At 60.2% G+C, this 24,298-nt stretch carries 19 protein-coding genes; 7 read left to right on the forward strand and 12 right to left on the reverse strand.

What is annotated here, in order from left to right; genetic code table 11:
- Positions 1 to 2: 2 nt before the first annotated feature.
- The 5 genes from pulA to GGR28_RS05775 form a co-directional block, all read right to left on the reverse strand.
- The gene (pulA, locus tag GGR28_RS05755; RefSeq protein ID WP_319936706.1) at positions 3 to 1,970 is read right to left on the reverse strand and encodes a type I pullulanase; all 1,968 of its coding nucleotides are present in this window, start codon (positions 1,968 to 1,970) and stop codon (positions 3 to 5) included.
- 83 nt (positions 1,971 to 2,053) lie between these two features.
- Complete coding sequence (locus GGR28_RS05760) at positions 2,054 to 2,842, reverse strand: alpha/beta hydrolase (protein ID WP_183494790.1); 789 nt, start codon at positions 2,840 to 2,842, stop codon at positions 2,054 to 2,056.
- A gap of 6 nt (positions 2,843 to 2,848) precedes the next feature.
- The gene (locus tag GGR28_RS05765; RefSeq protein WP_183494791.1) at positions 2,849 to 3,028 is read right to left on the reverse strand and encodes a hypothetical protein; all 180 of its coding nucleotides are present in this window, start codon (positions 3,026 to 3,028) and stop codon (positions 2,849 to 2,851) included.
- Between the two features lie 30 nt (positions 3,029 to 3,058).
- Positions 3,059 to 4,513, reverse strand: coding sequence for a DUF1501 domain-containing protein (locus tag GGR28_RS05770; RefSeq protein WP_183494792.1), 1,455 nt, complete (start codon positions 4,511 to 4,513; stop codon positions 3,059 to 3,061).
- Positions 4,514 to 4,568: 55 nt separating this feature from the next.
- Positions 4,569 to 7,793 carry a DUF1553 domain-containing protein gene (locus GGR28_RS05775; RefSeq protein WP_183494793.1) on the reverse strand — a complete coding sequence of 1,075 codons (3,225 nt, stop codon included), beginning with the start codon at positions 7,791 to 7,793 and terminating at the stop codon, positions 4,569 to 4,571.
- Positions 7,794 to 7,854: 61 nt separating this feature from the next.
- Between GGR28_RS05775 and GGR28_RS05780 the strand changes: the two genes are divergently transcribed.
- Both GGR28_RS05780 and GGR28_RS05785 read left to right on the forward strand, forming a co-directional pair.
- Entirely contained in the window at positions 7,855 to 9,060 is a 1,206-nt protein-coding gene (locus GGR28_RS05780) for a sulfite oxidase (protein ID WP_183494794.1), read from the forward strand.
- Between the two features lie 3 nt (positions 9,061 to 9,063).
- Positions 9,064 to 9,486, forward strand: a complete 423-nt coding sequence (locus tag GGR28_RS05785) for a monoheme cytochrome C (protein ID WP_183494795.1) — start codon at positions 9,064 to 9,066, stop codon at positions 9,484 to 9,486.
- A gap of 182 nt (positions 9,487 to 9,668) precedes the next feature.
- Here GGR28_RS05785 and ettA read toward each other — a convergent pair whose 3' ends face one another.
- Genes ettA through yidC form a run of 3 tightly spaced genes read right to left on the reverse strand, consistent with a single transcriptional unit; the run spans position 9,669 to position 13,972 of the window.
- Entirely contained in the window at positions 9,669 to 11,351 is a 1,683-nt protein-coding gene (ettA, locus tag GGR28_RS05790) for an energy-dependent translational throttle protein EttA (RefSeq protein WP_183494796.1), read from the reverse strand.
- 21 nt (positions 11,352 to 11,372) lie between these two features.
- Positions 11,373 to 12,080 (reverse strand): DUF6438 domain-containing protein, encoded by a 708-nt coding sequence (locus GGR28_RS05795; protein ID WP_183494797.1) that lies wholly within the window; start codon positions 12,078 to 12,080, stop codon positions 11,373 to 11,375.
- Positions 12,081 to 12,091: 11 nt separating this feature from the next.
- Complete coding sequence (gene yidC, locus GGR28_RS05800; protein ID WP_246416360.1) at positions 12,092 to 13,972, reverse strand: membrane protein insertase YidC; 1,881 nt, start codon at positions 13,970 to 13,972, stop codon at positions 12,092 to 12,094.
- A gap of 92 nt (positions 13,973 to 14,064) precedes the next feature.
- On the opposite strand from yidC, the gene GGR28_RS05805 reads away from it, so the two are divergent.
- Positions 14,065 to 14,499 carry a DUF3293 domain-containing protein gene (locus GGR28_RS05805; RefSeq protein WP_183494799.1) on the forward strand — a complete coding sequence of 145 codons (435 nt, stop codon included), beginning with the start codon at positions 14,065 to 14,067 and terminating at the stop codon, positions 14,497 to 14,499.
- On the opposite strand, the gene GGR28_RS05810 is transcribed toward GGR28_RS05805, so the two are convergent.
- The 4 genes from GGR28_RS05810 to GGR28_RS05825 all read right to left on the reverse strand — a co-directional run bounded on the left by GGR28_RS05810 (position 14,485) and on the right by GGR28_RS05825 (position 18,281).
- Positions 14,485 to 15,522, reverse strand: a complete 1,038-nt coding sequence (locus tag GGR28_RS05810) for a Gfo/Idh/MocA family protein (protein ID WP_183494800.1) — start codon at positions 15,520 to 15,522, stop codon at positions 14,485 to 14,487. The genes GGR28_RS05805 and GGR28_RS05810 overlap by 15 nt on opposite strands.
- A 77-nt stretch (positions 15,523 to 15,599) precedes the next feature.
- Positions 15,600 to 16,175, reverse strand: a complete 576-nt coding sequence (locus tag GGR28_RS05815; protein ID WP_183494801.1) for an acyltransferase — start codon at positions 16,173 to 16,175, stop codon at positions 15,600 to 15,602.
- The gene (locus GGR28_RS05820; RefSeq protein WP_183494802.1) at positions 16,176 to 17,108 is read right to left on the reverse strand and encodes a UbiA family prenyltransferase; all 933 of its coding nucleotides are present in this window, start codon (positions 17,106 to 17,108) and stop codon (positions 16,176 to 16,178) included.
- 6 nt (positions 17,109 to 17,114) lie between these two features.
- Complete coding sequence (locus tag GGR28_RS05825) at positions 17,115 to 18,281, reverse strand: acyl-CoA dehydrogenase family protein (protein WP_183494803.1); 1,167 nt, start codon at positions 18,279 to 18,281, stop codon at positions 17,115 to 17,117.
- Between the two features lie 394 nt (positions 18,282 to 18,675).
- Between GGR28_RS05825 and GGR28_RS05830 the strand changes: the two genes are divergently transcribed.
- The 4 genes from GGR28_RS05830 to nagB all read left to right on the forward strand — a co-directional run bounded on the left by GGR28_RS05830 (position 18,676) and on the right by nagB (position 24,222).
- Positions 18,676 to 20,379 carry a DUF6909 family protein gene (locus tag GGR28_RS05830; RefSeq protein WP_246416368.1) on the forward strand — a complete coding sequence of 568 codons (1,704 nt, stop codon included), beginning with the start codon at positions 18,676 to 18,678 and terminating at the stop codon, positions 20,377 to 20,379.
- A 9-nt stretch (positions 20,380 to 20,388) separates the two neighbouring features.
- On the forward strand, positions 20,389 to 21,276 hold the full coding sequence (locus GGR28_RS05835) for a phosphatase PAP2 family protein (RefSeq protein WP_183494804.1): 888 nt from the start codon (positions 20,389 to 20,391) through the stop codon (positions 21,274 to 21,276).
- A 57-nt stretch (positions 21,277 to 21,333) separates the two neighbouring features.
- Complete coding sequence (locus tag GGR28_RS05840; RefSeq protein ID WP_183494805.1) at positions 21,334 to 22,191, forward strand: phosphatase PAP2 family protein; 858 nt, start codon at positions 21,334 to 21,336, stop codon at positions 22,189 to 22,191.
- Positions 22,192 to 22,260: 69 nt separating this feature from the next.
- Complete coding sequence (gene nagB, locus GGR28_RS05845; protein ID WP_183494806.1) at positions 22,261 to 24,222, forward strand: glucosamine-6-phosphate deaminase; 1,962 nt, start codon at positions 22,261 to 22,263, stop codon at positions 24,220 to 24,222.
- Positions 24,223 to 24,298 lie beyond the last annotated feature (76 nt).

A 24,298-nucleotide genomic window follows, 5' to 3' on the forward strand; every position in this document is an offset into this window, starting at 1 on the left:
GTTTACTCGATTTCCGGCACCCGTACCAGAATATTCGCCGTCTGCGGCGTTAAACGGATCTCATCGGATATGGGATCGTCGGAAATTCCGGTCGGCACCACCCGCTCGCCGTTCATTACCTGCCGCCACTGCCCCTTCGGTAAATTTATGCTCCTGCGCTCCGCCGCCCCGTTAAGCAGGACCAGGATATCCGACCACTGGTCACCGGGGGCATCCTGGATCCGGTAAACAATGAGCTGCCCGTCGCCGGTCGGCATAAAGGTCAGGTGCTTGGCGATGAGGTCGGTCCGTCCCATCCGGAAGGCCGGGTGAGCCTTGCGCAGGGCGATCAGGTCACGCACGTAGGCACCCGTTGTTGCGTGCTGGCGGACGAGGTCCCAGCGGATGGCGTTGACCCCGTCGCCGCTGTTGTAGCTGTTCTCGTTGCCATCCTTAGAGCGCAGCATTTCGGTACCCGCGTGTAGGAAGGGGATGCCCTGGGAGGTAAGCACCGTAGCCAGAGCCAGGCGTTGCATTCTTTCGCGGACGGCGTCGGGATCCCGTGGATTGCTGATCGCGAGGCGGTCCCAGAGCGTATGGTTATCGTGGCAGCTGACGTAATTGACGCACTGGGTGGGCTGATTGGCCCAGGGGGCCTTGCTGTAATTGACGCTGTCGTAGGCGACCTGGGGATGGGCCGTGGCACCGACGATGCCGAATTTGACCGATTCGGCCCGGTCCTCCGCTCCGCTCACGAAGCCGCGCTCTTCCACGTCGAACACACTCCCCTTGAGCCCGTCCCGCACGTCGTCGCTGAATGCGGCCACCCGGGTCAATTTTTTGGTATTCTTCTTGAGTGCCCGCAAGCTATCGGGCAGGGGACTGTCTCCGGCCGTCCAGCCCTCGCCGTAGAGCAGGATTGTGGAATCGATGCCGTGCAGTGCTTCGCTGACCTCGTTCATGGTAGCGATGTCGTGGATGCCCATCAGGTCGAAGCGGAATCCGTCGACGTGGTACTCGTCGACCCAGTACTCCAGCGACTCGCGGATGAACTTGCGCACCATGGGCCGTTCGGAGGCGATCTCGTTGCCGCAGCCACTGGCGTTGCTGAACGTACCGTCCTCATTGAAGCGGTAGAAATAATCGGGGATCAGAAGCTGAAAGTTGCTGTTTTCCGTCCGGCCGGTGTGGTTATACACCACGTCCATGATGACACGAATGCCCGCATCGTGCAATGCCTTGACCATCTGCTTGAACTCCCGAATGCGCGTCTTGCCGTTGCTGGGGTCGGTGGCGTAGCTTCCCTCGGGCACGTTGTAATTTTGGGGGTCGTAGCCCCAGTTGTACTGCTCCGTGTCGTCGGGTTTGGATTCGTCGATGCTCACAAAATCGAAGCTCGGCAGCAGGTGGACGTGGGTGATGCCCAGGTCGACCAGGTAGTCCAGTCCGGTGGTGTCGCCGCGGGGCGTGGTCGTTCCCCGTTCGGTCAGTCCCAGAAACTTACCCTTGCGGGAGATTCCGGAGGCGGGGTCGATGCTAAAATCCCGCACGTGCATCTCGTAGATCACCGCGTCGGTGGGGCGGGCGAAGGGGGGCCGGCGATCGTCTTCCCAACCCGCGGGATCGGTATCCAATAGGTTCACGACCTGTCCGCGCGTGCCGTTGGTTCCCGTGGCCGTGGCGTAAATGTCGGTCGCTTCCGTGAGCCACCGGCCGTTCAGTTTGATCTGAAAGGTGTAGTAGGTGCCGTCGAGATCTTCCTCTACGGTGGTCGTCCAGGCGCCGTTCTTATCGGCCATATCGACGACGGAAGCGGGTTCGGCTTCGGGGTCATCCGAATCGTAGAGCTTTAGTCGGGCATCCTGGGCCGCCGGCGACCAGAGCTTGAAGGTGGTGGCGGTGGGTTTATAACTTGCGCCCAGGTCGGCGTATGGATACACCGGATAGTCGGCCAGCGTATTGTACTGGGGGCGGGGGTCGGTACAGTTCACAAACAAAAAGCTTAAACAGGCTAGGGCCAATATCCGGTACGGCATCGGTCTACGGTTGGGCATGATCGACAAGGTACTTCAACTTAACGGGACATCAACTGCTCCATCACTTCCCCGAATTGGGGGTGCAGAATGGCTCCCCGGTGGCCGGTGTTGGGGAGTTCGATCAAATCGACCCGATCGGGAGCCGCCTCCTGAATTTCTTCGGCCATCGCGTAGGGGATGAGTCCGTCGCGATCGCCGTGCAGGATCGTAACGGGGCAGTTCGCCCGGGCGATGTGTTCGACGTTGTTCAGTGGGTACTTCAGGATGAAGTCCGGCACCGCCCACAGCCATAAGTTCTTCATGGCGGTTATGCTGGCGTAGGGAGCAACGAGAACGCAGTGCCGCGGATGCGCGGTGGCCGCCAGGTAGCTGGCCATGCCGGTCCCCATGGAGTAGCCCACAAGTAGGATGTTGTCTTCCCCGTAGCGGCGGGCCAGGGTATCGTAAACCAGCCGGGCGTCGGTAAATAATTGGGCTTCGGAAGAAATTTCTCCGCCGCTCTTTCCGTAGCCCCGGTAGTCGAAGAGGTATAGGTCGTGGTTGGTATCGACCAAATCGCGCGTCTGGTACAGGCTGCGGCGGTTGCTGCCGCGATTGCCGTGGAGGTAGAGGATGGCACCATCCGGCTTCTCGTGCTGGAAGCTGAGCACGCTGAGTTCAACCCCGTCGGGGGTGGTCAGCCAGCTTTCCGTTCCCTGCTCGAAGGCGTAATCGCGCGGCAGGGCGTTGGGTCGGAAGATCAGCCGCTCCTGAAAGGCGTAAAGGACGAGGCAGAGCAACAGGTACCCGATGCCCACCACCGCCAACAACCGTTTGATCCATTTCATACCCTCTTAACGATCCACCGACCGCAAGAGTCCCATTCCGGTGATAAAAAAGATCACCCCGACGATGGCCACGCCCCAGGCGTTCTGCCCGAGGGCCAGTTGTCCCGGATTAAAAATGGCCAGTACGCCGAAGGCCAGTCCGATGGCGCCAATAATGGTAAAAACGAGGGCTAAGGATTTCTTCACGGTCTGAATGATTTGGCCGCGAAGATACCATTACGCCAAAAGATCCTCGACCACCCGCCCATGAACGTCGGTAAGCCGGTACCGCCGGCCCTGGTGCTTAAACACGAGCCGCTCGTGGTCAACCCCCAGCAGGTGCAGCATGGTAGCCTGCAGGTCATGCACGTGTACGCCGTTCTCCCGGATGTTGTAGCCGAAGTCGTCCGTGGCACCGTAGACCAGACCCGGCTTCACCCCGCCGCCGGCCATCCAGATGCTGAAACAGCGCGGGTGGTGGTCGCGGCCGTAATTCTCCTTCGTAAGGGTACCCTGACTGAAACTGGTGCGCCCGAACTCGCCACCCCACACCACCAGGGTATCTTCCAGCAGGCCGCGCTGTTTCAGGTCCTTGACGAGTGCCGCACTGGCCCGATCGCTGCTCCTGGTCATCTTCTGAATGTCGCCCGGGAGGTTTCCGTGCTGGTCCCAGCCCATGTGGTACAACTGCACGAAGGGCACGTCGCGTTCCGCCAGGCGACGGGCGAGCAGGCAGTTGGCGGCAAAGGTGCCGGGCTTGCGGGCTTCCTCGCCGTAGAGGTCGAAGACGTGCTGGGGCTCGTCGCTGAAGTCGGTCATCTCCGGCACGCTGGCCTGCATGCGGTAGGCCATTTCGTACTGGCTGATCTTGGAGTCGATCTCCGGGTCGCCCCAGTGTTCCTGCTGGGCACGGTCGAGTTCGGCAAGGGCATCGAGTTCGGCGCGCCGGCCGGAGCGGCTGATGCCATCCGGGTTGTTGAGGTAGAGGACCGGGTCGTTGCCGGACCGAAACTGAACCCCCTGGTGGTGGCTCGGGAGAAATCCGCTGCTCCAGGACTGCATGTTCAGGTTCTGTACGTCCGGCTTACCGCGTGACAACAGTACCACGAAGGCGGGCAGGTTTTCGTTGCTGCTCCCCAGGCCGTAGCTCATCCACGACCCGATACTCGGGCGACCCACCTGCTGGGAACCGGTCTGCATAAAGATCGTAGCCGGCTCGTGGTTGATCGCCTCGGTGTACATCGAATTGATCATACAAAGGTCGCCGGCCACTTCGGCAGTGTGCGGCATCAGGGAACTAAAGTAGCCCCCCGTTTGCGCGCTCCGGGTGAACGGGAAGACCGAACCCACGAGCGGAAAACTGGACTGGGCGGCCACCATGCCCGAGAGCCGCTGGTTGCCCCTCACGCTATCGGGTATTTCTTGTCCCCAGCGCTCGTTGAGCACCGGTTTATAGTCGAAGGTCTCCAGTTGCGACGGCGCCCCCGCCTGAAACAAGTAGATGACCCGCTTGGCGCGGGGAGCGTGGTGCAGTCGGGGCAGTGCTCCCCCTCCGGGTCCGATCGCAGCTTTTGGTCCCGCACCACCCGTCAGCAGCAGGGAACTCAGTGCCAGCCCCCCCAGCCCCTTCGTGGTGGTCTTCAGGAATTCCCGCCGGTTGGCGTGGCGCAGTGCTCGCTGTAGATCGTTCATAATCAGTAAATTTTAAATCTGAAATTTCAAATTCTAAATTTAAAATTTGAAATTGTCAATTCTTATAGTACCCTTCGGTGGAGTTCATGACCGTATTCGCTACCCGCGCCATGGCCGCCACCCGGGCTGGTCCGGCGGAGAGATCCGTTTCGTGGTATCCGGTAGCCAGAAAGTCCCGCGCCGCGCCGGGGTTATCGCTGAAGTAGGTAAGCTCATCTGTATAAAAGCGGGTGATCACGTCGGCCTCCTTTTCCGTAGGCTGCCGGCCCGTCAGGGTTCGGAACACTTCCCGGGCGGCATCCACCTCGCCTTCGTTTTGTTGTAGCGCATTGCTGGCCAGTACCCGACAGGCTTCGATGATCTGTGGGTCATTAAGCAGGACCAGGGCCTGTAGGGGCGTATTCGACCGCTGTCGCCTTACCTGACACTCGCTGCGCAGGCTCGCGTCGAAGACCAGCATGGCCGGCGGCGGGGCGTTGCGCTTCCAGAAGGTGTACATGCTGCGCCGGTAAATTCCGCCCACGCTATCGATCTGGTAACCCGGGAAGAAGGAGTGCGACATGGTTTCTGACCAGAGCCCGTGCGGCTGGTAGGGAAAGGTGGACGCCCCGCCGGTCCGTTCATCGAGCAAGCCACTCACCGCGAGGGCATTGTCCCGGATCATCTCGGCCGAACGGCGGTAACGGGCACCCCGGGCCAGCCAGTGATTATCGGGGTCGCGGTCGGCCAGTTCGGGGCGTATGACGGACGACTGCCGGTAAGTCGCCGAGGTCACCATCATCCGCACCAGCCGCTTCACGTCCCAGCCGCTTTCCCTGAAGTCGACCGCCAGCCAGTCGAGCAGCGCGGGATGGGAAGGCAGCGCTCCCTGATTGCCGAAGTCCTCCACCGATTCCACGAGTCCTCGCCCGAACATCAGGTACCACATCTGATTGACGGCCACCCGGGAAGTGAGCGGATGCTCCCGGTGCGTGAGCCAGCGGCCGAGACCGAGGCGATTTTTGGGCAGATCTTCCGGCCACGGCAGCATGGTTTCGGGAACGTCTGCATTTACGGGTTTGCCGTGGGCATCGTACACGCCCCGGTCGAGGATGTAGGTGGGCCGCATGCGGGTATCGTCGCCCATGACCATCATTTCGCGTACCGAATCCATGGTGACCACCTCCCGCCGGCGCAGGCTACGCAGTCGTTCGCGGCGGGCCCTGAGTTCGGGGTCTTCGTGGAGGGAGCGGTACTCCCGCAACTCCTTTTCGTTGTTACCGCCGGCAAACTCGCCCTGCGGTGCTTCGTACAGGTAACGGGCGAGCAGGTCACCAGCCTCTACGTTCAGTATTCGTACTTCATCCAGTTGTCCGCCGTTGAAGTCGTCGTCGTAGTGGCGCTCCCCGATCGTGAAACCGCCATAGGGCATGTACAGGGTGGCCCGCATGTCGGTGAAGGGGCGCGTACTCCGCACGAGGTGATTGCGCACCACGGTGGGGGTGACCCGGCTGCCGTCGATGTAGATCCGCATGCCGCTCGCGTCGCTGCTTCCGTCGTAGGACCACACCACGTGCTTCCAGACGCCGTCGCGCAGGGGATCGTCTACCCGCAGGTCGATCGACTGATACGGATGGGCGTGATTCAGGCGCAGGTGCAGCCGGTTGCTGTCGACCATCACGTCCCAGCCTTTGTACCCCTGTATCCGCGTGTTGCTGTTGTACATCAGGTGGCCCTCTTCGTAAAACTTGGGGGCCATGATCCAGAAGCTCACCGTGAACGGATCGCTCCGCTCAAACTGCGATGCCGTGCCGTCGCTGACGAGTTGTCCGCCCGAAAGGGATATGGCATTTCCCACTTTTCCCGGGACCACCTTGAGGTGATTGCGCAGCAGATCGGTGGCGGGCGCGAGGTCACGGACCGGTGACGCATCAAAGTTCAGGTGGTGAACGCTGTGTCGGTCTACGTAACGCTCCAGTGCATTTTCGGAGGGCGGCGGGGGCGCAGGTGCAGTGTGTTGCAGCGAGTCGAGTTCCTTCCGTTCCGCCGCGATCATTTGCAGAAGGTAGTTATGGATCAGCTCCGTCTCGGCGTCGGGCAGGGGCAGGGTGGGTCCGGCATTCAACGCGAGGCTGTCGGGGACCATTTGTCCGTTCTCGATGCCGTTGAAGCCGAAGATGGCATCTCCCCGCTCGACGGTGTTGTTGAAAAAACCGAAGAGCTGGTAGTAATTTTCCTGGCTGAAGGGATCGTATTTGTGGTCGTGGCAACGCGCGCATCCTACGGTCAGTCCCATGAAAGCCGTACCGACGGTGTTGGTCCGGTCCGCTACGTTCTCCACCCGAAATTCTTCCGGAATAATTCCGCCTTCGGAGTTCTGCTTGTGGTTGCGATTGAAGCCGGTAGCGACGATTTGTTCGCGGGTCGGCTCATCGAGCAGGTCACCGCCCAGTTGCCACTCCACGAACTGGTCGTAGGGCAGGTTGCGGTTGTAGGCATCGATAACCCAGTCGCGGTACGGCCACATAGCGTGGTGAAGATCGTCCAGGTAGCCTTCCGAATCGGCGAAGCGGGCTACGTCGAGCCAGTGGGTGGCCATGCGTTCGCCGTAAGCGGGCTTGGCCAGCAGGGTATCCACCATTTGCTCGTACCAGTCGGTTTCCGGTGCGGCCATCCACCGGTCGATTTCCTCCAGGGTGGGCGGCAGTCCGTTCAGGTCGAAGTAGGCCCGCCGGATCAGGTAGGGGCGATCGGCCTCCGGAGCGGGAAGCACGTTTTCACTTTCGAGTTTCTGGGCGATGAAGCGATCGACGGAATTGGCGGCCCATCCTTCCCCCGCCTCGGGCACATCAGGTTTCTGCGGCGCGATAAATGCCCAGTGGGGCTTGTATTCCGCTCCCTGTTCGACCCACTTGGTGAGAATGGCGATCTCCTTCAGCGACAGCGTAAGGTGAGATTCCGGGGTGGGCATCATTACGTCCGGATCGTCGGAGTTGATGCGCCGGACCAGTTCGCTGTTCGCCGGATTTCCGGGCTTAATGGCGACTCCGTTTCCGCTGCTCAGTACGGCATAGGCACCGGTTTCGGTGTCGAGCCGCAGATCGGCCTGACGGTGCTGGGCGTCCGGACCGTGACAGGCAAAACAGCGGTCCGAAAGGATGGGTTTCACGTCAAAATTATAGTCAACCTGCGGCGGCAGGGCGGCGTACGCCTCAGCCACTCCATCCTTCAGCTCCGGGCCGCAGGAAGATAATAAACCCACCATGGACAGGGCGGCGGTAAAAATTAATATGGCGCGCAAATCGACTATTTTCTTTGCACTAATTTACCACCTTTAATATTAGCCCGATAAATCGCACTCCTTGCCCTACCTGAATCGCCGTAGATTTCTTACCGTTGCCGGTCTTCCCGTCGTGTTCGCCGCTCGTCTTCCGGCCGGTATCGGATTACTGGGCTTAGAGACGGAGGATCCCCTACCCGGCAAACATCCCGATCTCACCATCCTGAATGACCGACCGGTGAATGCCGAAACCCCACCCCACTTGCTCGACCAACGCATTACGGGTGCAGATCGGCTCTTCGTCCGCAACAACGGCATCGCTCCTGCGTCCCCGCCCGCTGATCCTTCCGCATGGGAACTCCGGATTGCCGGCGAAGCCGTCCCCGAACCCGTCGTATTCACCCTGGCGGAGCTAAAACAGCGATTCGAGCACCATACCTACCAGCTTACCCTGGAGTGCGGCGGCAACGGGCGCAAAGAATTCAGTCCGCCCGCCAGCGGCAACCAGTGGAGTACCGGAGCGGTCGGCTGCCCGGAGTGGACCGGCGTTCGCCTCCGCGACGTGCTCGAAGCCGCTAACTTCGATCGTAAAAAAGCCGTGTACGTCGGCTATTACGGCAGGGACACCCACCTGAGCGGCGACCCGGATAAGGTGGTTATCTCCCGCGGCGTTCCGATCGCCAAAGCACTGGAAGACGAGACGCTGATCGCCTGGAACATGAACGGCCAGCCGCTGCCCCACCTAAACGGATACCCACTGCGCCTCCTCGCCAGCGGCTACCCGGCCAGCGTTTCCGGCAAATGGCTTTCCGAGATTGCGGTCCGCGATCGCGTGCACGACGGCGAAAAGATGGGCGGCGCATCCTACCGGGTACCCTGCAAGCCCGTGGCCCCCGGCGCCGAAGTTGACGACGAAGACATGTGCATCATCGAGGAAATGCCCGTAAAGTCGCTCCTTACTTCCCCTAAAACCGGGGCCATCCTTTCCGACACGAAAACGCTGCCGATCGCCGGCCACGCCTGGTGCGGTTCCGGAGCGGTGAGTAAGGTGGACTACAGCATCGACTTCGGTAGTACCTGGCAGGCCTGTGCCCTCACCAAACCGGCCAATCGGTATGCCTGGCAACACTTTAGCGCACAGATTGAATTCCCGCAGGAGGGCTACTACGAAATTTGGGCCCGGGCAACCGACGATCAAGGTCGGGCCCAACCCATGGTACTGCCCAACTGGAACCCCCGGGGCTACCTCAACAACGCCTGCCACCGCATCGCCATTAAAGTCGTCTGAGGAATGAGATCGCTACGCCATTTTCTGCTGCTGCTCTTCCTCGTCGTCGTTCTGGTACAAGCCTGCAGCACCGATGAAGCGCCGTCCGCTCCCCCACCCCGCCGGGAAAACATCGTCGACGGCCTCGACTCCCTCACTGGACTGATCGCGCAGGGAGACTACCGCCTGGTCAAGGGGAACTGCCTGGCCTGCCACAGCGCCAAGCTCATCACCCAGAACCGCGCCACCCGCGAAGGTTGGCTCGACATGATCCACTGGATGCAGGAAACGCAGGGACTGCCCGACCTCGGCAAAAACGAAGGGCCGATCGTCGATTACCTGGCTACCTACTATGCCCCCGAAGAGACGGGCCGGCGGCCGCCGCTGGATAGCGTGGAGTGGTATATTCTCTCGGCGGCCGGGGGCCAGTCGTCGGCCGAGCGATAGCTCGTCCGCCGACTAGGGGTGGAGGTTCAATCTCACTCGGCGGACGAAGCTCGTGCCTCGCTCGGCCGACGAGGGAATGCCGTCGGCCGAGCCTAAGCTCGTCCGCCGGCTAAGTCAAGGTACTCGGCGGACGAAGCTCGTGCCTCGCTCGGCCGACGAGGGGTTCGCTCGGCCGACGAGGGTTACCGGTTGATCACGTTCTTGAAGCGGGGCCGTTTCGGGGTTACGTCACCCAGTTCGGCCTTTTTGGCGGCTTCGTACTGGGAGTAGTTGCCTTCGAAGAAGCGGATGTTGCCTTCGTCTTCGAAACTGAGGATGTGGGTGGCCAGGCGGTCGATGAACCAGCGGTCGTGGCTGATGACCAGTACGCAGCCGGCAAAACTGTCAAGGGCGTCCTCCAGTGCCCGCAGGGTGTTGATGTCGATGTCGTTGGTGGGCTCATCGAGGAGGAGCACGTTGCCGCCCTCGCGCAGGGTCATGGCCAGTTGCAGGCGGTTGCGCTCACCGCCGGAGAGGACGCCTACTTTCTTTTGTTGATCGGCACCGGCGAAGTTGAAGCGGCTTAGGTAGGCGCGGGCGTTAACGCTGGAGTTGCCGACCTCGATCATATCGTGCCCCTGGCTCACTACGTCGTAGATCGTCTTGTTGCCGTCCTGCAGCTGGGTGTGGGCCTGGTCGACGTAGCTGATCTCGACGGTATCGCCGATCCGGATCTCGCCGCCGTCGGGTTCCTGCTCGTTGACGAGCAAACGGAAGAAGGTCGATTTACCGACGCCGTTCGGACCGAGGATTCCCACAATGGCGTTCTTCGGGATGGTGAAGGTGGCATTGTCGAAGAGGAGACGGTCGCCGAAGCCTTTTTTCAACTGCTCGACTTCGATCACGACATCGCCGAGGCGGGGTCCGGGTGGAATGTAAATCTCCAGGTTTTTCTCCCGTTCCTTGCCTTCGTCGCCGGCGAGCTTGTCGTAGGCGTTGAGGCGGGCCTTGCCCTTGCTCTGCCGGGCCTTGGGGGCCATCTTGATCCACTCGAGCTCGCGCTTGAGGGTCTTTTGTCGCTTGCTCTCCTGCTTTTCCTCTTGGGCGAGGCGCTGCGATTTTTGTTCCAGCCAGCTGCTGTAGTTGCCCTCCCAGGGGATGCCCTCGCCGCGGTCGAGTTCGAGGATCCAGCCGGCTACGTTGTCGAGGAAGTAGCGGTCGTGGGTTACGGCAATGACGGTGCCGGGAAAGCTCTGGAGGTACTGTTCCAGCCAGTGGACCGACTCGGCATCCAGGTGGTTCGTGGGCTCGTCGAGCAGCAGGATGTCGGGGTTGCTGAGCAGCAAGCGGGCCAGGGCGACGCGGCGGCGCTCACCACCTGAGAGTACGGCTACCTTGGCATCATCCGGCGGACAGCGCAGGGCATCCAGGGCCGTATTCAGGCGGTTGTCGAGGTCCCAGGCGTTGCGATTTTCCAGTTGCTCCATGAGTTCGCCCTGCCGCTCGATGAGTTTGTTCATCTCATCGTCGCTCATGGGCTCGCTAAACTTCAGGTTCACGGCATCGTATTCCTTCATCAGGTCGACGGTCTCCTGCACGCCCTCCTCCACGATCTCGCGCACGGTCTTGGTGGGATCCAGGGTCGGCTCCTGTTCGAGGTAACCGATCTTGTAGGTGCCGTCGAAGACGACGTTGCCTTCGTAATTTTTATCCACGCCGGCGATGATCTTCAGCAGGGTCGATTTACCGGAACCGTTGAGGCCCAGCACACCGATCTTGGCGCCGTAGAAGAAACTCAGCCAGATGTTGTTGAGTACTTTCTTGTTGGCTCCGGGGAAGGTCTTGGAGACCCGTTCCATGGAGAAGATGATCTTGTTATCGGACATAGCTTTATGGGTTGTGGTAGGTTAGCGCCGGGGAGACGGCAAAGAACGCCAAATTTCGTTGTCCACCAACGTTTCCACCCGGTCAATGAAGCGACGAAGCGCGGCGGGAGCATCGTAGTACACCGTTACGGTACGCGGCCTACCCTCCACATCGGGCAGCATCAGTCGGGTGAACTGGAGGTCGGTAGGCAACTCGTCCTCTTCCGGGTAAAGGGGCGCAAACGTCAGTGTACGGAGGCTATCGATTCCGGCACTCAGCTCCCGCGCGGCAAACCCATCGAGCTCACGCTGGTAAGTCCCCTTGCCCATCAAGCCGTTACGGACGGAAAGCAGTAGGAGCCCGTCCGGCATGACGCGTAGGGTGTACACGTCGCAGTCGCCGTAACAGGCCGACTTAAAAAATTCCATGACCGGTGCCACCTCGGCAACGGCGGTTTCGCTGGGAGCGACTTCGGCACCTACGGGAGCGCCTGTTGCGGGGCGAGCGGTATTGCGGCGATCCATCATATCGCGGACGGCCTGCTTATCATCGTCGTCCAGCCTGCGCTTCCCCTGTGCTTCCGGCACCGCGGGTCGCTCCGGCAACTGATCGGAGATTGCAACGTCCGTAGTCCCGGCCTCCGGTTTTGGCACGGCCGGAGGGGGCGGCGTGGATGCTACGCGGGTCGGCTGACGGGAGCAGGAAAAGGTCAGCGCGAACAGCAAATACAGAAGGGCCAGTTTGCGCATGGTCGACGGACTTACTTTTTCTTAGACTGAGCGGAAGATTGTTGGCGCTGCTGCTCCTTGAGGGCTTCCTGCAGGCGGGCACTGAAGCCACCCTTTTTCTTCGGCTTTTCCTTATTCGCGTTGAGCTTGGCCCGCAACTTATCGTCGTCGATGATAAAGTTCTTGGTGACCAGCGTCTGGGCGATGTTGAATACGTTGCTGAAGAACAGGTAACACGTCAGACCGGCCGCGAAGCTGTTGAAGAAGCCCAGGAACATCACGGGCATGATGTACTGAAAATACTTCATCATCGGCTGGGCCGAGTAGTCCATGTGGCGGCTGTTGTAGTAGGCGTAGATCACGGTGGTGATGGCCCACAGCACGGCAAACAGGCTCAGGTGACCCTGCATGAAGGGAATCCACTCCGGCAGGCGCATGATGCTGTCGTAGGTGCTCAGGTCATTGGCCCAGAGGAAGTTCTCCTGGCGGAAGGTGATCGAGGCCGGGAAGAAGCGGTAGAGGGCAAACCAGATCGGCATCTGTAACACCATCGGCAGACAGCCGCCGAGTGGACTGGCCCCGTATTCCTGGTACAGTTTCATGGTCTCGACCTGGGCGGATTGGGAATCGTCCTTGTGCTTGGCCTTGATCTTTTCGATCTCCGGCTTCAGCACCTGCATTTTCTGATTGCTCACCAGCATCTTGTAGGTCAGTGGGTAGACCAGCATTTTGACCAGCAGGGTAAGGACAAGGATCGCGATGCCCATGTTGCCGATGAAGCCCGACAGGAAGTTGAACAGCGGCCGGATCACCCAGCGATTGATGGTACCGAAGATCGAGGAGCCGAAACTGACCACGTCCGATAAATCGTAGCCGATGGCCCGTAGCCGCTCGAACTCGTTAGGACCGACGTAGAATGACATACCGAAGGTTTCCGATGCGGAGCTGCCGATTGGTAGGTTGAGGTCGGAGACCAGCAGCTTGAGCTCGTCGTCGCTGAGTCTGTCCTCGTCGGCTACCGTAGTGAGGACCGCACTGCTGAAGCGATCGTCCGCGATCAGGGCGGAGGTAAAGAACTGCTGGCTGCCCGCCACCCACTTCAGGGGCTGGTCGTCGAGCGTTTCGGTGTCGTCGCTGGTACAGGAGCAGTAGTCGGTATCGTCGTCGACGGGCTTGTAGTACAGGGTCGAGTAGCTGGCCTCGTACTGGCTGTTCTTCTCGATCTTGTCGAGGTGATTTTCCCAGTGAAGACGCACCGTGCCGTCGGTATTTGCCATGACGGTGTTGAGCCCTTCGAAGCGAATGTCGTAGTCGATGAGGTAGGTACCGTCGGTCAGGGTGTACCGCTGTTCGAAGTAACCGCCGCCCTCCACCGGGGCCCGCATGGTGAGGGTTTCTCCCTCTACGGTGGGCGTGAAGTAGAGGTCGCTCGTCCGTACGCCGTCGCCGGCCACGCCGTTGACGGGTATGATGTACTCGAATTTGTTCTTTTCGTCCTCGAGCAGGAGTAGCGGAAGGTGCAGTTCTTCCTTACCCTCCCTTTCCACGACCTTGGCGTAGTTTTTGAGTTCCGCCTGGCGAATGGTTCCGCCCTTGGTGCTGAAGGTTACCTTCATCAGGTCGTTCTCGATCACGATGTCCTGGGCGGTTCCGGCGGCGGCGGTGGCGAAGGCGCCGAAGCGGCTACCGTACTGCACCTGGCGCAGTGAGTCGGAGAGCTCCGCCGGTGATGCAACGTCGGTTTGGGCCGGCAGCTCCTCCCCTGCCCGCAGTTCGGCTTCGCTCAGGGCAGCGATGGAATCCTGGTAACGCTGCTCCATCTCGATCTCGGCGGCACTGGGCGCGGCCACGTACTGCCAGGCCAGGAAGAGCAGCATGATGAGGACGATACCAATGATGGAAGTTCTGTCCATCTCCATAGGTTGTTCTTTTTCCGTATCTAAGGGGAACCTGACGGGTACTGACGGGTTCCTTTTGGGGCCGCAAAGGTACGCACCAATCGCTTATGCTTCAGTTGACAAAAGACGAATCGCGCTCTCCCGAAGAGCAACTCCTGGAACAGGCGTACCTGAATGCCCGCTACACCGTAAACGGCATTTCCCTGAAAATAGGTGAGCCCCACCCTGAATTTGACCGCTGGCTGTCCGAACGATCCGCCTTCCGGTACGCCATTCTGACGGCGCACAACCCCCAATCTCGCCCGCTCGCCCCAACCGTCAACCAGGCGCGCAACGATACGCTGCAAGTCCTTCTCGACCAACTCCAACTGGAATACGTACCCGCTTCCGGTGAGGATCCCGCAGGAGTCTGGCCGTCCGAAACGGGTTTCTGTATTCTCGACGGCCGGCCCACCGCACCCCGTGAGATCGGCCGACTCTACGAGCAGTATGCCATCGTAGTGGGTGAACGCGGTGGTTCGCCGGGTTTACGCTGGCTCTGACCCGGCCCGGTAGATCGCCTCGATGACCCGCACCACCGTACGTCCCTCCTCCGCCGTAGTGGCTACCTCTGCGCCGTTGTTGAGCACATCCACCACATTGTCGATGACGAAGTGATGGTTGGCGGCCGACCCCTGGTAGGGGCCGTAGCTGTTAGGGGGAGCACTGGGCGGGAGCGCAGGAGCAATGAGTCCCTCGACGTGGCAGTACCGTAACTCGTTCATGTACTGCCCCCCCAGCTTTACCGTACCCCGGGTACCGATCACGGTGAGCGTAGACTCAAAGTTCCGGTCCCAAATAACCGTGCTGAAGTTGAGACTCCCCATCCCCCCGCCCGGCAGACCGAAGTGGACCATGCCGGAATCCGCGAACGGGTGAATCGAGCAGTGTGTTTGGTTTGCCAACTTGACCCGATCTACCGTGATCTCCCCAAAGGTCCAGCAGAGCAGGTCAATGAAGTGGGCAAACTGCGTAAAGAGCACTCCACCATCGAGATCGCTCCGCCCGTGCCAGGGGTGTGAACTTCCATCCGGCAGCAGATAATAGCGCTCGTCGCGGTTCCAGTAGCAGTCCAGGTGTACCTGTAATATTTCCCCCAGCGTGCCCGCATCGACGATCTCCTTCAGCCACGACGAGGCGGGGCTGTACCGATTCTGCATCACGCCAAATACTTTGCGTTGGTACTGATTTGACGCCGCGATCAACGCATCACATTCCGCAACCGAAAGCGCCATCGGTTTTTCAATTACTACGTGTCGTCCCGCTGCGAGGCACTGTTGGGTCTGGACAGCATGCAGCCCGTTCGGAGTACAGATACAGGCCACATCAAAAGCTACCCGCTGCAGTAGGGCCGCCAGATCGCTGTCGTAGGCGATCTCCCGGTCGACCCCCTCCGGCCACCGGACCGAACCCCGGGGCAGAATGTCGCACACAGCTACCAGATCAGCCTCCGGGTGGGCACCGATCAGCGCTGCGTGGCGCCGCCCGATGTGGCCGAGTCCGACAACGGCAAAACGAATGGGCATAACTAAGGGTGGTTACGGGTGATGTTGCGGGGGGCGAAGTTAGTGTTTTGCACCGCTCCTGCGTTCCCGCCCAAAAATCAGGCCGATTGGCGGACGACCCCCTCTTCCCTAAGCACGTATGTTTCACCGGTTTCCGGACAGGTGGCAATCCCCGCGGTGTCGAAATGCAGGCGGTGGCCCGCCGCGCTTACGTATCCCAGCAAACGGGCCGGAGTGCCGACCACCAGACCGAAAGCGGCTACGTCTGCGGTCACCACCGCACCGGCACCGACGAAGGCGTATTCGTGAAGGGTCACTCCGCAAACGATGGTGGCATTGGCCCCGATCGTTACCCCATCGGCAAGCACGGTCGGGGTGTACTGCCCCCGGCGATCAATGGCCGAGCGCGGATTGCGGACGTTGGTAAAGACAGCCGACGGACCGATAAACACGTTGTTTCCCACCTGGAGCCCGGCGTACAGACTCACGTTGTTCTGCACCTTGCACCCATGGCCCAGCCGTACCCCGCCGGCGATGAAAACGTTCTGTCCGATGTTGCACCGCTCGCCCAATTCGCAGTCGGGCATCAGGTGACTGAAGTGCCATACGTTACAGTCGGCTCCGACGCGGGCACCCGGGTCGATGACCGCCGTAGGATGAGCGTAGTAGTTCACCTAGAAAAAAATGAGCAGGCCGAGCCCCCCGATGAGCAGAAATTTGATTTCCATGCTGAGTTGGTGGTAGTCCACCTGCTGCCGGGCCCGGGCCAGTTGCAGCAAAATGGCCGTGATGGCCAGCAACAAGATGCCGATACAGATCAGCATGGGAGGTTGCATGAAGGCCGGCCAGCCCAGGAAAACGGGACTCAGAATGCTAAGTATGACCATAATGCCCAGCACCAGCGCCAACCGACGGCTGGTCGCCACACCAAGCAGTACCGGTAGCGTCCGACGACCCTCCTGGCGGTCGCCGCGAATGTCCTCCAGGTCCTTCACCAATTCCCGCAGGAGGGTTGCCACGAAGGCGAAGGCCATAAACAGGATGCAGACCCGCACGGTGTCCAGTCCGAGCGACGGATTGAGGTCGATGAGGGCAGACAGCGCGCGGCGTTCCGTAAGCACCAGGATACCGGGCACGCCGGCACAGTACAGCGCCACCAGTAGATTTCCTACGAAGGGAAGTTTCTTAAGGGTGGCGCTGTAGAGGGCCAGAATGCCGATCGCCAGGGGGAAGATGAACAGCAGTTGCAACTCATGCAGACGCAAGGCGAGCAAGAGGGCAAACAGGTAACCGACAAAGACCATAGCCGCGAAGAGCCACTGCACGTTGTGCCGCCCGATCTTGAGTACCATGTTCTTTCCGGGCCGGTTGATGGCATCGATTCTAACGTCGCGCAAGTCGTTGATCAGGTAGCCCGATGCGGTGATGGCGAGGGTGACCAGGCAGAGCTCGAAAAATTTCCACGGGCGCAGGACCCCTTCGATCCCCTCGACGTCGAGGGCGGGAAGGATGATCCGGTAATACACCAATATCTGGGTTAGGGCAACGACCAGCAAGTTTTGCAAGCGGATCAGCCTGAAAAAATCCAGTATTGGCAAAGGCGACATAAAGTGTTACTTCTTCAACAGCTCACGGCTGATGACCAAACGTTGAATCTCGGAAGTTCCTTCGCCGATCGTGCACAATTTACAGTCGCGGTAGTATTTCTCGGCAGGATATTCCTTGGTAAATCCATATCCGCCGAAAATCTGCACGGTATCGTTCGCTACCCGAACGCAGGTTTCCGAGGCGAATAGTTTGGCCATGGCCGATTCGCGAGTCATGGGCAGACCGGCGTCCTTGAGCCGGCCCGCATTGCGGGTCAGCAGCTCCGAAGCCTCGATCTCGGTGGCCATATCGGAGAGTTTGAAGGCGATGGACTGGAAGCGGCTGATGGCCTTTCCAAACTGTTCGCGTTCCTGGCTGTAGGCTAGTGCGGCCTTCATAGCCCCCTTGGCGATACCGAGGCTAAGGGCGGCGATGCTGATGCGCCCGCCGTCGAGGATCTTCATGCTCTGAATGAATCCTTCGCCTACTTCCCCGAGAATGCGGTCGGCGGGGAGGTAGCAGTTCTCGAAGATGATTTCGGCCGTTTCACTGGCACGCATGCCAAGTTTGTCTTCCTTCTTACCACCGCGGAATCCTTCGTCGCCGCGCTCGACGATGAAGGCCGTCATGCCGTGGCTGTCGAGCAACTCTCCGGTACGGGCGATCACTACGGCCACTTCGGCACTGATACCGTGGGTGATGAAGTTCTTGGCGCCGTTCAGGATGTATCCGCCATCTTCCTGGCGCTCCGCTACCGTACGCATGCGACCGGCGTCGGAACCGGTATTGGGCTCGGTAAGTCCCCAGGCACCCAAGTGTTCGCCGCTGGCCAAGGCGGGCAGGTATTTGTTCTTCTGCGCTTCGCTTCCAAACTGGAGAATGTGGTTGGTACACAGGGAGTTGTGGGCCGCGACGCTGAGTCCGATGCTGCCGCAAACCTGGGCGATCTCGTCGATCACGGTGATGTATTCGGCGTAGCTCAGTCCGGTACCACCGTACTGTTCGGGGACCAGTACTCCCATGAAGCCGTACTCGCCCATCTGGTGGAAGAGTTCCCGGGGGAAGTGCTGGCGTTCGTCCCAGTCCATGACGTGGGGGAAGATGTGGGTGCGGGCGAAATCGGCGGCGCTCTGCCGGATCATTTCCCGCTGCTCGTCTGTGGTGGTCTGAGCGGCGGTGGACATTGCAGTCATGGGGCGATTATTTTGAAAGGGCTTATACTAAAAGGGCGAAAGCGAACAAATGTTAGTGGCCGGGCGACCAAAATGACGTGAGATCGCATTTATCTCCCCTGCCGGGAATCAGGGACCAGTTTGCGGGGGCCCGGTGGGCAGGCGAACGGTCGAAATTAAACGCGGTCACAAATTCGTTCTTTTTACGTTCGGCAAAGCTACGCAAAACCGGTATCACTTTGTTTTTCGCTACCGATCTGGCGTGTCGTCCGGACCGCAATCACCGCCGTATACCTTACTAACACGGGGTTCGGGCGATTGCACACGCTTCACTGTCGGGGCCGGTACAATGTCGTTTTTTATACACTTTTCACCCGCCCCTATGACGCTGCTCCCGGATAATTACCTTTGCGGCATGATGCAACCCAGTCAGAACCGCTCGCGTGCCCAGGAAAGCCGGGCCGCCGTACAGCGCCTCTACATCGCCATGCGCCACCTGCTCATCCGCGGCAGCTACAAACCCGGCGGCATGAGCGGTAAGACCCTGCTCGATAACCTGATGATCCTGCGCCCCGAGATCTACGGGTCCATCACGGACCAGGAGCGGGTGGAACTGAACGGCCTGCACTACGTCTTTCAGCGCCTGCCCCAGGGCATCGAGGAGTGCCGCTTCATTCGCCTCATCACGCGCGAGGGGTACGAGCACAGCCACTTCGAACCCATCGTGCCCCCCAAGCGCCGCCGCAACGCCTACCGCATCGATACCCTGGAGATGTACATCGAGATGACCCGCGGGCGCAGCGACATCTACGACATCCTTACCCACCTCACCTTCCTCTACGCCGAAGCCAATAAGATCTACCGCAACAGCCTCGACAGCAAGGGACGGCAGAAACGGGAATGGCGATTGCTGGCCGAGATCGTTGAGAAGGAAAAAAAGGGGGAAGAATTTAAAATCGAAACCGCCTACACCTACCTCAGCACCCTGCTGGGCCGGACCTACGACGAGATCGTCCACGCCTGCCGCCGGTTCGCGGAGGAGGATATGGTCAACTCCCTGTTCCAGATCACTTACTGGCTGGGGCAAATGGCCAAGGACGAGATCGAATCCGACCTGGATCGCGAAATTTCCTTCTCCAGCTCCCTGCGCGAAAAAACGGGTCACCACTACTACGGTGAACTGTGGGCGGAAGCGGTCAAGGAAGTCCTGCTCGAACGGGGACTCATCGAGCGACCCCTGCACATCGTGAGTGCCAATCTGCACAGCACAATGAATGCCCTCTTTGCTCCCGCGGCCACCGCCCAAAAGTTGCGCGGCAGCCGCTCCGTGTTTGATGTAGCCCGGGCACTTTCCCAGCCCGAACACCGGCCGCTCCGGCAGACGGTCACCACCATGGCCCTGAAGAACGGAATGACGGAACTCGTCGACACCAGCGGCAGCAACATCGGCGTGCAGATCTTCGATACGGCCGCCATGGACCCCAAACTGATCAGCGCCGAACTGGAATTCTCCCCGGCCCCCGCCCCCGATACCGCGCCGGTGATCCTGGTGATGGACTACGCCTTCGGAGAGCAGGCCTACGAGAGTATGGACGAGCTGCTGCGCCCCTACCACGTGCCGGGCTCCGACAAGGTTTACGACATGCCCGTGGCCAGCATCAACATCATGGGGAAGGCCGGCATCCTGGAGGGCATCAAGGGCGACCTGATGATCCCCGACGCCCACATCTTCGAGGGAACGGCCGATAACTACCCCTTCGTGAACGACTTTACCGCCGATCGCTTCGAAAACAACGGGTTGGGAGTTTTCGCCGGCCCGATGGTAACGGTGCTCGGCACCAGCCTCCAGAACCGCCAGATCCTCGAATACTTCGTGGAGAGCAGCTGGCGGGCCGTCGGACTGGAGATGGAGGGCGCCCACTACCAAAAGGCGATCCAGGCGGCTACCCACATTCGCAAGAGCGTCAACCCGGACCTGCGGCTCCGGTATGCCTACTATGCCAGCGACAACCCCCTCGTGACCGGGCATACCCTGGCCAGCGGCAGCCTCGGCGTCGACGGAGTGAAACCGACCTATTTGATCACGGTGGAGATACTAAAGAGCATCTTCCAGTCGTAAACCTCACCTATGCGTCACCTACTGTTGTGCCTGGTCCTGACGACCGGCAGCCTACTGCCCGCCCAGACCACGGTCTCGGATTCCACTTCCACCCAGCAGGGAGGTTTTCTATCCGTCTTCCGTTCTTCGGAACGCTACGCGGTTAATCCGCTGGTGAGCATCCCCCTCATCGCGGGCGGGGCTTACGTGAGCCAGCAGCGCCTGATCGCCCTGCAGGACAAGCCGGATATTCCCGTGGAGGTCATTCAGAACCTGGACAAGAACGACATCAATCGCTTCGACCGGATCGCCGTGACCCGTGATTACGACAAGCACAAACAGGCGCTGATCCAGTCCGACTACTTCTTTAACACCGGACAACTGGCGCCCTTCGCCCTGTTCTTCTGGAAGAAGTACCGCCGCGACTGGTTCGACATTACGCTGATGTACCTGGAGGCGCAGACGACGCAGGGGCTCTTTTATGGTTTCGCTCCCTTTGGCCCCACCGGGATCGACCGCTTTCGACCCGTAGTTTACTACGACGGGATCGACGTCGACCGGGAAACCGACGGCAACAACCGCAACAGCACCTTCAGCGGCCACGTATCTACGATGTCCACCGGCTTTTACTTCATGGCCCGTATGATCGACGATTACAACCCCGACTTTACTACCGGCCAGCGTATTCTGCTGTACACCGGCGCTACCCTGCCCTCCCTCTACGGCGGGTGGTTGCGCATCAAGGGGGTCAAGCACTACCCCTCCGACGTTTTCATCGGCCTCGGGGTGGGCGCCATCAGTGGCATCGGCGTCCCGTCGCTGCACAAGTGGTGGAAAAAGCGCTACGCCAGCGACCTGGTCGTACAACCGGTATACGGTGGTGGAGCGGGCGGATTTTCCCTGGTGCTGCGGTACTGACCCGAACGAACCCCGGTCGGCGGAATTCAGTTGGTAGATTAATTTAACCCCGACTGGATGTTCCGATTTATACCCGGCTTTTGCCTGATTCTGTCCTTCTCCCCACTTTTCGCCCAGCAAAGTTCCCCGCCCGACCCGCAGAACGAGCCGGTGTACCGCGTTAGGACGCTCTACGAAGGCCTCGGTGGGCTTGCGCTCATGCTGGGGAGCACCGCCGGCATCGAAAGCCTGAGAAGGAAACCGGACATCGACGATGCCACCCTCATCCGCCTACAGGAGACCGAAACGGGCCGCCTCGATCGCTGGGGACTGGAGCAGGATGCGCTCAAGCGATTTCGGGGGGAGGATGCCAGCGACCGGGTGTTCAATGTATCCATTCTGCTGCCTGCGACCCTCTTCGTAAGCCGAAAGTTTCGCAAGGATTTCCTGGACATCACCGTGCTCTACCTGGAGGCCCACGCGCTTTCCGCGGCTACCTACGCCTTCAGTCCGCTCGGCCCGCGTTTCATTGACCGGTACCGGCCGGTGGCGTACTACGACGAGTTGAGCTTCGAGGATCGCCGGGCCGGTAACAACCGCAATGGTTTCTTCAGCGGCCACGTCAGCACCACGGCGGTGGGTACCTTTTTCTTTACCAAGGTGCTGTCGGATTACAATCCCCAGTGGACGGGCGGGCAGCGGGCCATTGCCTTCACCCTTGCCGCCCTGCCACCGGCCTTCGTAGGCGTGCAGCGGGTGCGTGCCCTCAAACACTTCCCTACCGATTCGGTGGTCGGCCTCGGGGTCGGTGCCTTCTTCGGCATCATGGTGCCCCACGTCCACAAGGTGTGGGCGGATAACCACCGGACGAGCCTTTCCATCGGGGGCGGATATTCCGACGGAGCGGGCGGAGCAGGCTTTACGCTAACCTTTTAGGGCGGGCGCGCGGGTGCAGTGAAATTCCATTTAGCAGGCTATCTTTCCTGCTAATTTAAGTTTACCCGCATGCTCGATCTGCTCTCCGTTCACGATACTTCCACGGCCGATATTTCGTACCGCCACGTCGGCAGCACCGACATCACGCGCTACGAGAAAATGCACGTCGAAGTGTTCAAGGATTCGGGTAAGGCCTCCATCGCCGTAGCCCACGAAATGGCGCAACTCATCCGGGCCAAGGCGGGGCGCGGGGAAAAGTGCGTGCTCGGTCTGGCTACCGGCTCCTCCCCCATCCGCGTGTATGCCGAACTGGTGCGCATGCACAAGGAAGAGGGGCTCGACTTCGCCCACGTGATCACCTTCAACCTAGATGAATACTTTCAGTTGGAGCCGGGTAGCCGGCACTCCTACTGGTATTTCATGCACGAGCACCTGTTCAATCACGTAAACGTACGTCCCAAGAACATCAACATTCCGAAGGGAAATATCCCCCTGGACGAGGTCTACCAACACTGCATGGACTACGAGGCCAGGATCGACCAGGCGGGCGGACTTGACTTTCAGCTGCTCGGTATTGGCCGGACCGGTCACGTCGGGTTTAACGAGCCGGGATCAAATTCCCGTTCCCTCACCCGCCTGATCACCCTCGATCACCTGACGCGGGTCGATGCCGCGGGCGACTTTCAGGGCATTTCCAACGTTCCCACCCGCGCCATTACCATGGGCATCCAGACCATCAATAAGGCACGCAGAATCGTTCTCCTGGCGTGGGGGCACAAGAAAGCGGAGATCATACAGCGCACCGTCGAGGGGGAACGCACCTCCGAAATCCCGGCCACCTACCTCCAGGACCATCCGAACGTTACGTTTCTGCTCGACGAAGAATCCAGTGCCGACCTGCGCCGCTTCAGCACGCCCTGGCTGGTGGGTCCCTGCGACTGGACCGAAACGCAGGAGCGTAAGGCCATCATTTGGCTCAGCCGCCACGTCGATCGGCCGATCCTCAAACTGACCGAGCGCGATTACAACAGCAACGGCATGTCGGACCTGCTGGCCCTCCACGGGACCGCCTACGAACTGAACATTCAGATGTTCAACATCCTGCAGCGTACCATCACCGGCTGGCCGGGGGGTAAATACGGCGTAGACGACTCCCAGCGGCCGGAGCGGGCCGATCCGGAACGCAAGCGGGTGATCATCTTCAGCCCACATCCCGACGACGACGTCATCTCGATGGGGGGCACGTTTGCCAGGTTAGTGAGTCAGGGCCACGAGGTACACGTCGCCTACCAGACCAGCGGCAATATTGCCGTTTCGGACGTTGATGCCCTGCGGTACGCCGAATTCACCCGTGACCTGAACGAGTCCTTCGGCAGCGGCAACGCCCGCCTTGAATTCATCATTGAGGAGCTGAGCCGTAACGGAAAGGGCGGACAGCCCGACTCCCTCGACGTGCGCAAGATCAAGGGCCTGATCCGGAGGGGAGAAGCCATTGCCAGTGCCCGATTTACCGGATTGACCGATGAGTACATCCACTTTCTGGATATGCCCTTCTACGAAACCGGAAAAAACATCAAGAACGACCTCGGGCCGGAGGACATTCAGCTTGTTCGTGAACTGATCGAACGGGTCCGTCCCCACCAGATCTTTGCCGCCGGAGACCTTGCCGATCCGCACGGCACTCACAAGGTTTGCCTGGATGCCATCTTCCGGGCGCTTACCGAACTCAAGGATGCCAGTTCTCTCGCCATTGCGGATACCTGGCTGTGGCTCTACCGGGGGGCGTGGCAGGAGTGGCCCATTCACGAGATCGAGATGGCCGTACCACTCAGTCCCGCACAGGTCGAAGCCAAACGCAACGCAATCTTTTTTCACCAGAGCCAGAAGGACGGCGCCATGTTCCAGGGCGAAGACCAACGGGAGTTCTGGCAGCGGGCCGAGCAGCGCAACCGGGAGACCGCGCGCCTTTACAACCAGCTCGGCCTGACCGAATACGAGGCCATCGAGGCATTCCGCCGCTGGCATTTTTAGCGACTGCACACTTTTAGGAGGGTAAAAAAAGTTAATGAGCTGACTTTAGTAGTCTTCGCTTAACGGAGGCTGCGTT

Origin of the sequence: Neolewinella aquimaris (genome assembly GCF_014197245.1) — a bacterium.
Classification (GTDB): Bacteria; Bacteroidota; Bacteroidia; order Chitinophagales; family Saprospiraceae; genus Neolewinella; species Neolewinella aquimaris.

What these genes read in the sequence shown, in the direction of transcription:
- GGR28_RS05760 (WP_183494790.1), bottom strand. Translation starts at nt 2,842, where the DNA reads ATGAAATGGATCAAACGGTTGTTGGCGGTGGTGGGCATCGGGTACCTG.
- GGR28_RS05770 (WP_183494792.1), bottom strand. Translation starts at nt 4,513, where the DNA reads ATGAACGATCTACAGCGAGCACTGCGCCACGCCAACCGGCGGGAATTC.
- GGR28_RS05785 (WP_183494795.1), top strand. Translation starts at nt 9,064, where the DNA reads ATGAGATCGCTACGCCATTTTCTGCTGCTGCTCTTCCTCGTCGTCGTT.
- ettA (WP_183494796.1), bottom strand. Translation starts at nt 11,351, where the DNA reads ATGTCCGATAACAAGATCATCTTCTCCATGGAACGGGTCTCCAAGACC.
- GGR28_RS05795 (WP_183494797.1), bottom strand. Translation starts at nt 12,080, where the DNA reads ATGCGCAAACTGGCCCTTCTGTATTTGCTGTTCGCGCTGACCTTTTCC.
- yidC (WP_246416360.1), bottom strand. Translation starts at nt 13,972, where the DNA reads ATGGACAGAACTTCCATCATTGGTATCGTCCTCATCATGCTGCTCTTC.
- GGR28_RS05805 (WP_183494799.1), top strand. Translation starts at nt 14,065, where the DNA reads ATGCTTCAGTTGACAAAAGACGAATCGCGCTCTCCCGAAGAGCAACTC.
- GGR28_RS05810 (WP_183494800.1), bottom strand. Translation starts at nt 15,522, where the DNA reads ATGCCCATTCGTTTTGCCGTTGTCGGACTCGGCCACATCGGGCGGCGC.
- GGR28_RS05820 (WP_183494802.1), bottom strand. Translation starts at nt 17,108, where the DNA reads ATGTCGCCTTTGCCAATACTGGATTTTTTCAGGCTGATCCGCTTGCAA.
- GGR28_RS05825 (WP_183494803.1), bottom strand. Translation starts at nt 18,281, where the DNA reads ATGACTGCAATGTCCACCGCCGCTCAGACCACCACAGACGAGCAGCGG.
- GGR28_RS05830 (WP_246416368.1), top strand. Translation starts at nt 18,676, where the DNA reads ATGATGCAACCCAGTCAGAACCGCTCGCGTGCCCAGGAAAGCCGGGCC.
- GGR28_RS05835 (WP_183494804.1), top strand. Translation starts at nt 20,389, where the DNA reads ATGCGTCACCTACTGTTGTGCCTGGTCCTGACGACCGGCAGCCTACTG.
- GGR28_RS05840 (WP_183494805.1), top strand. Translation starts at nt 21,334, where the DNA reads ATGTTCCGATTTATACCCGGCTTTTGCCTGATTCTGTCCTTCTCCCCA.
- nagB (WP_183494806.1), top strand. Translation starts at nt 22,261, where the DNA reads ATGCTCGATCTGCTCTCCGTTCACGATACTTCCACGGCCGATATTTCG.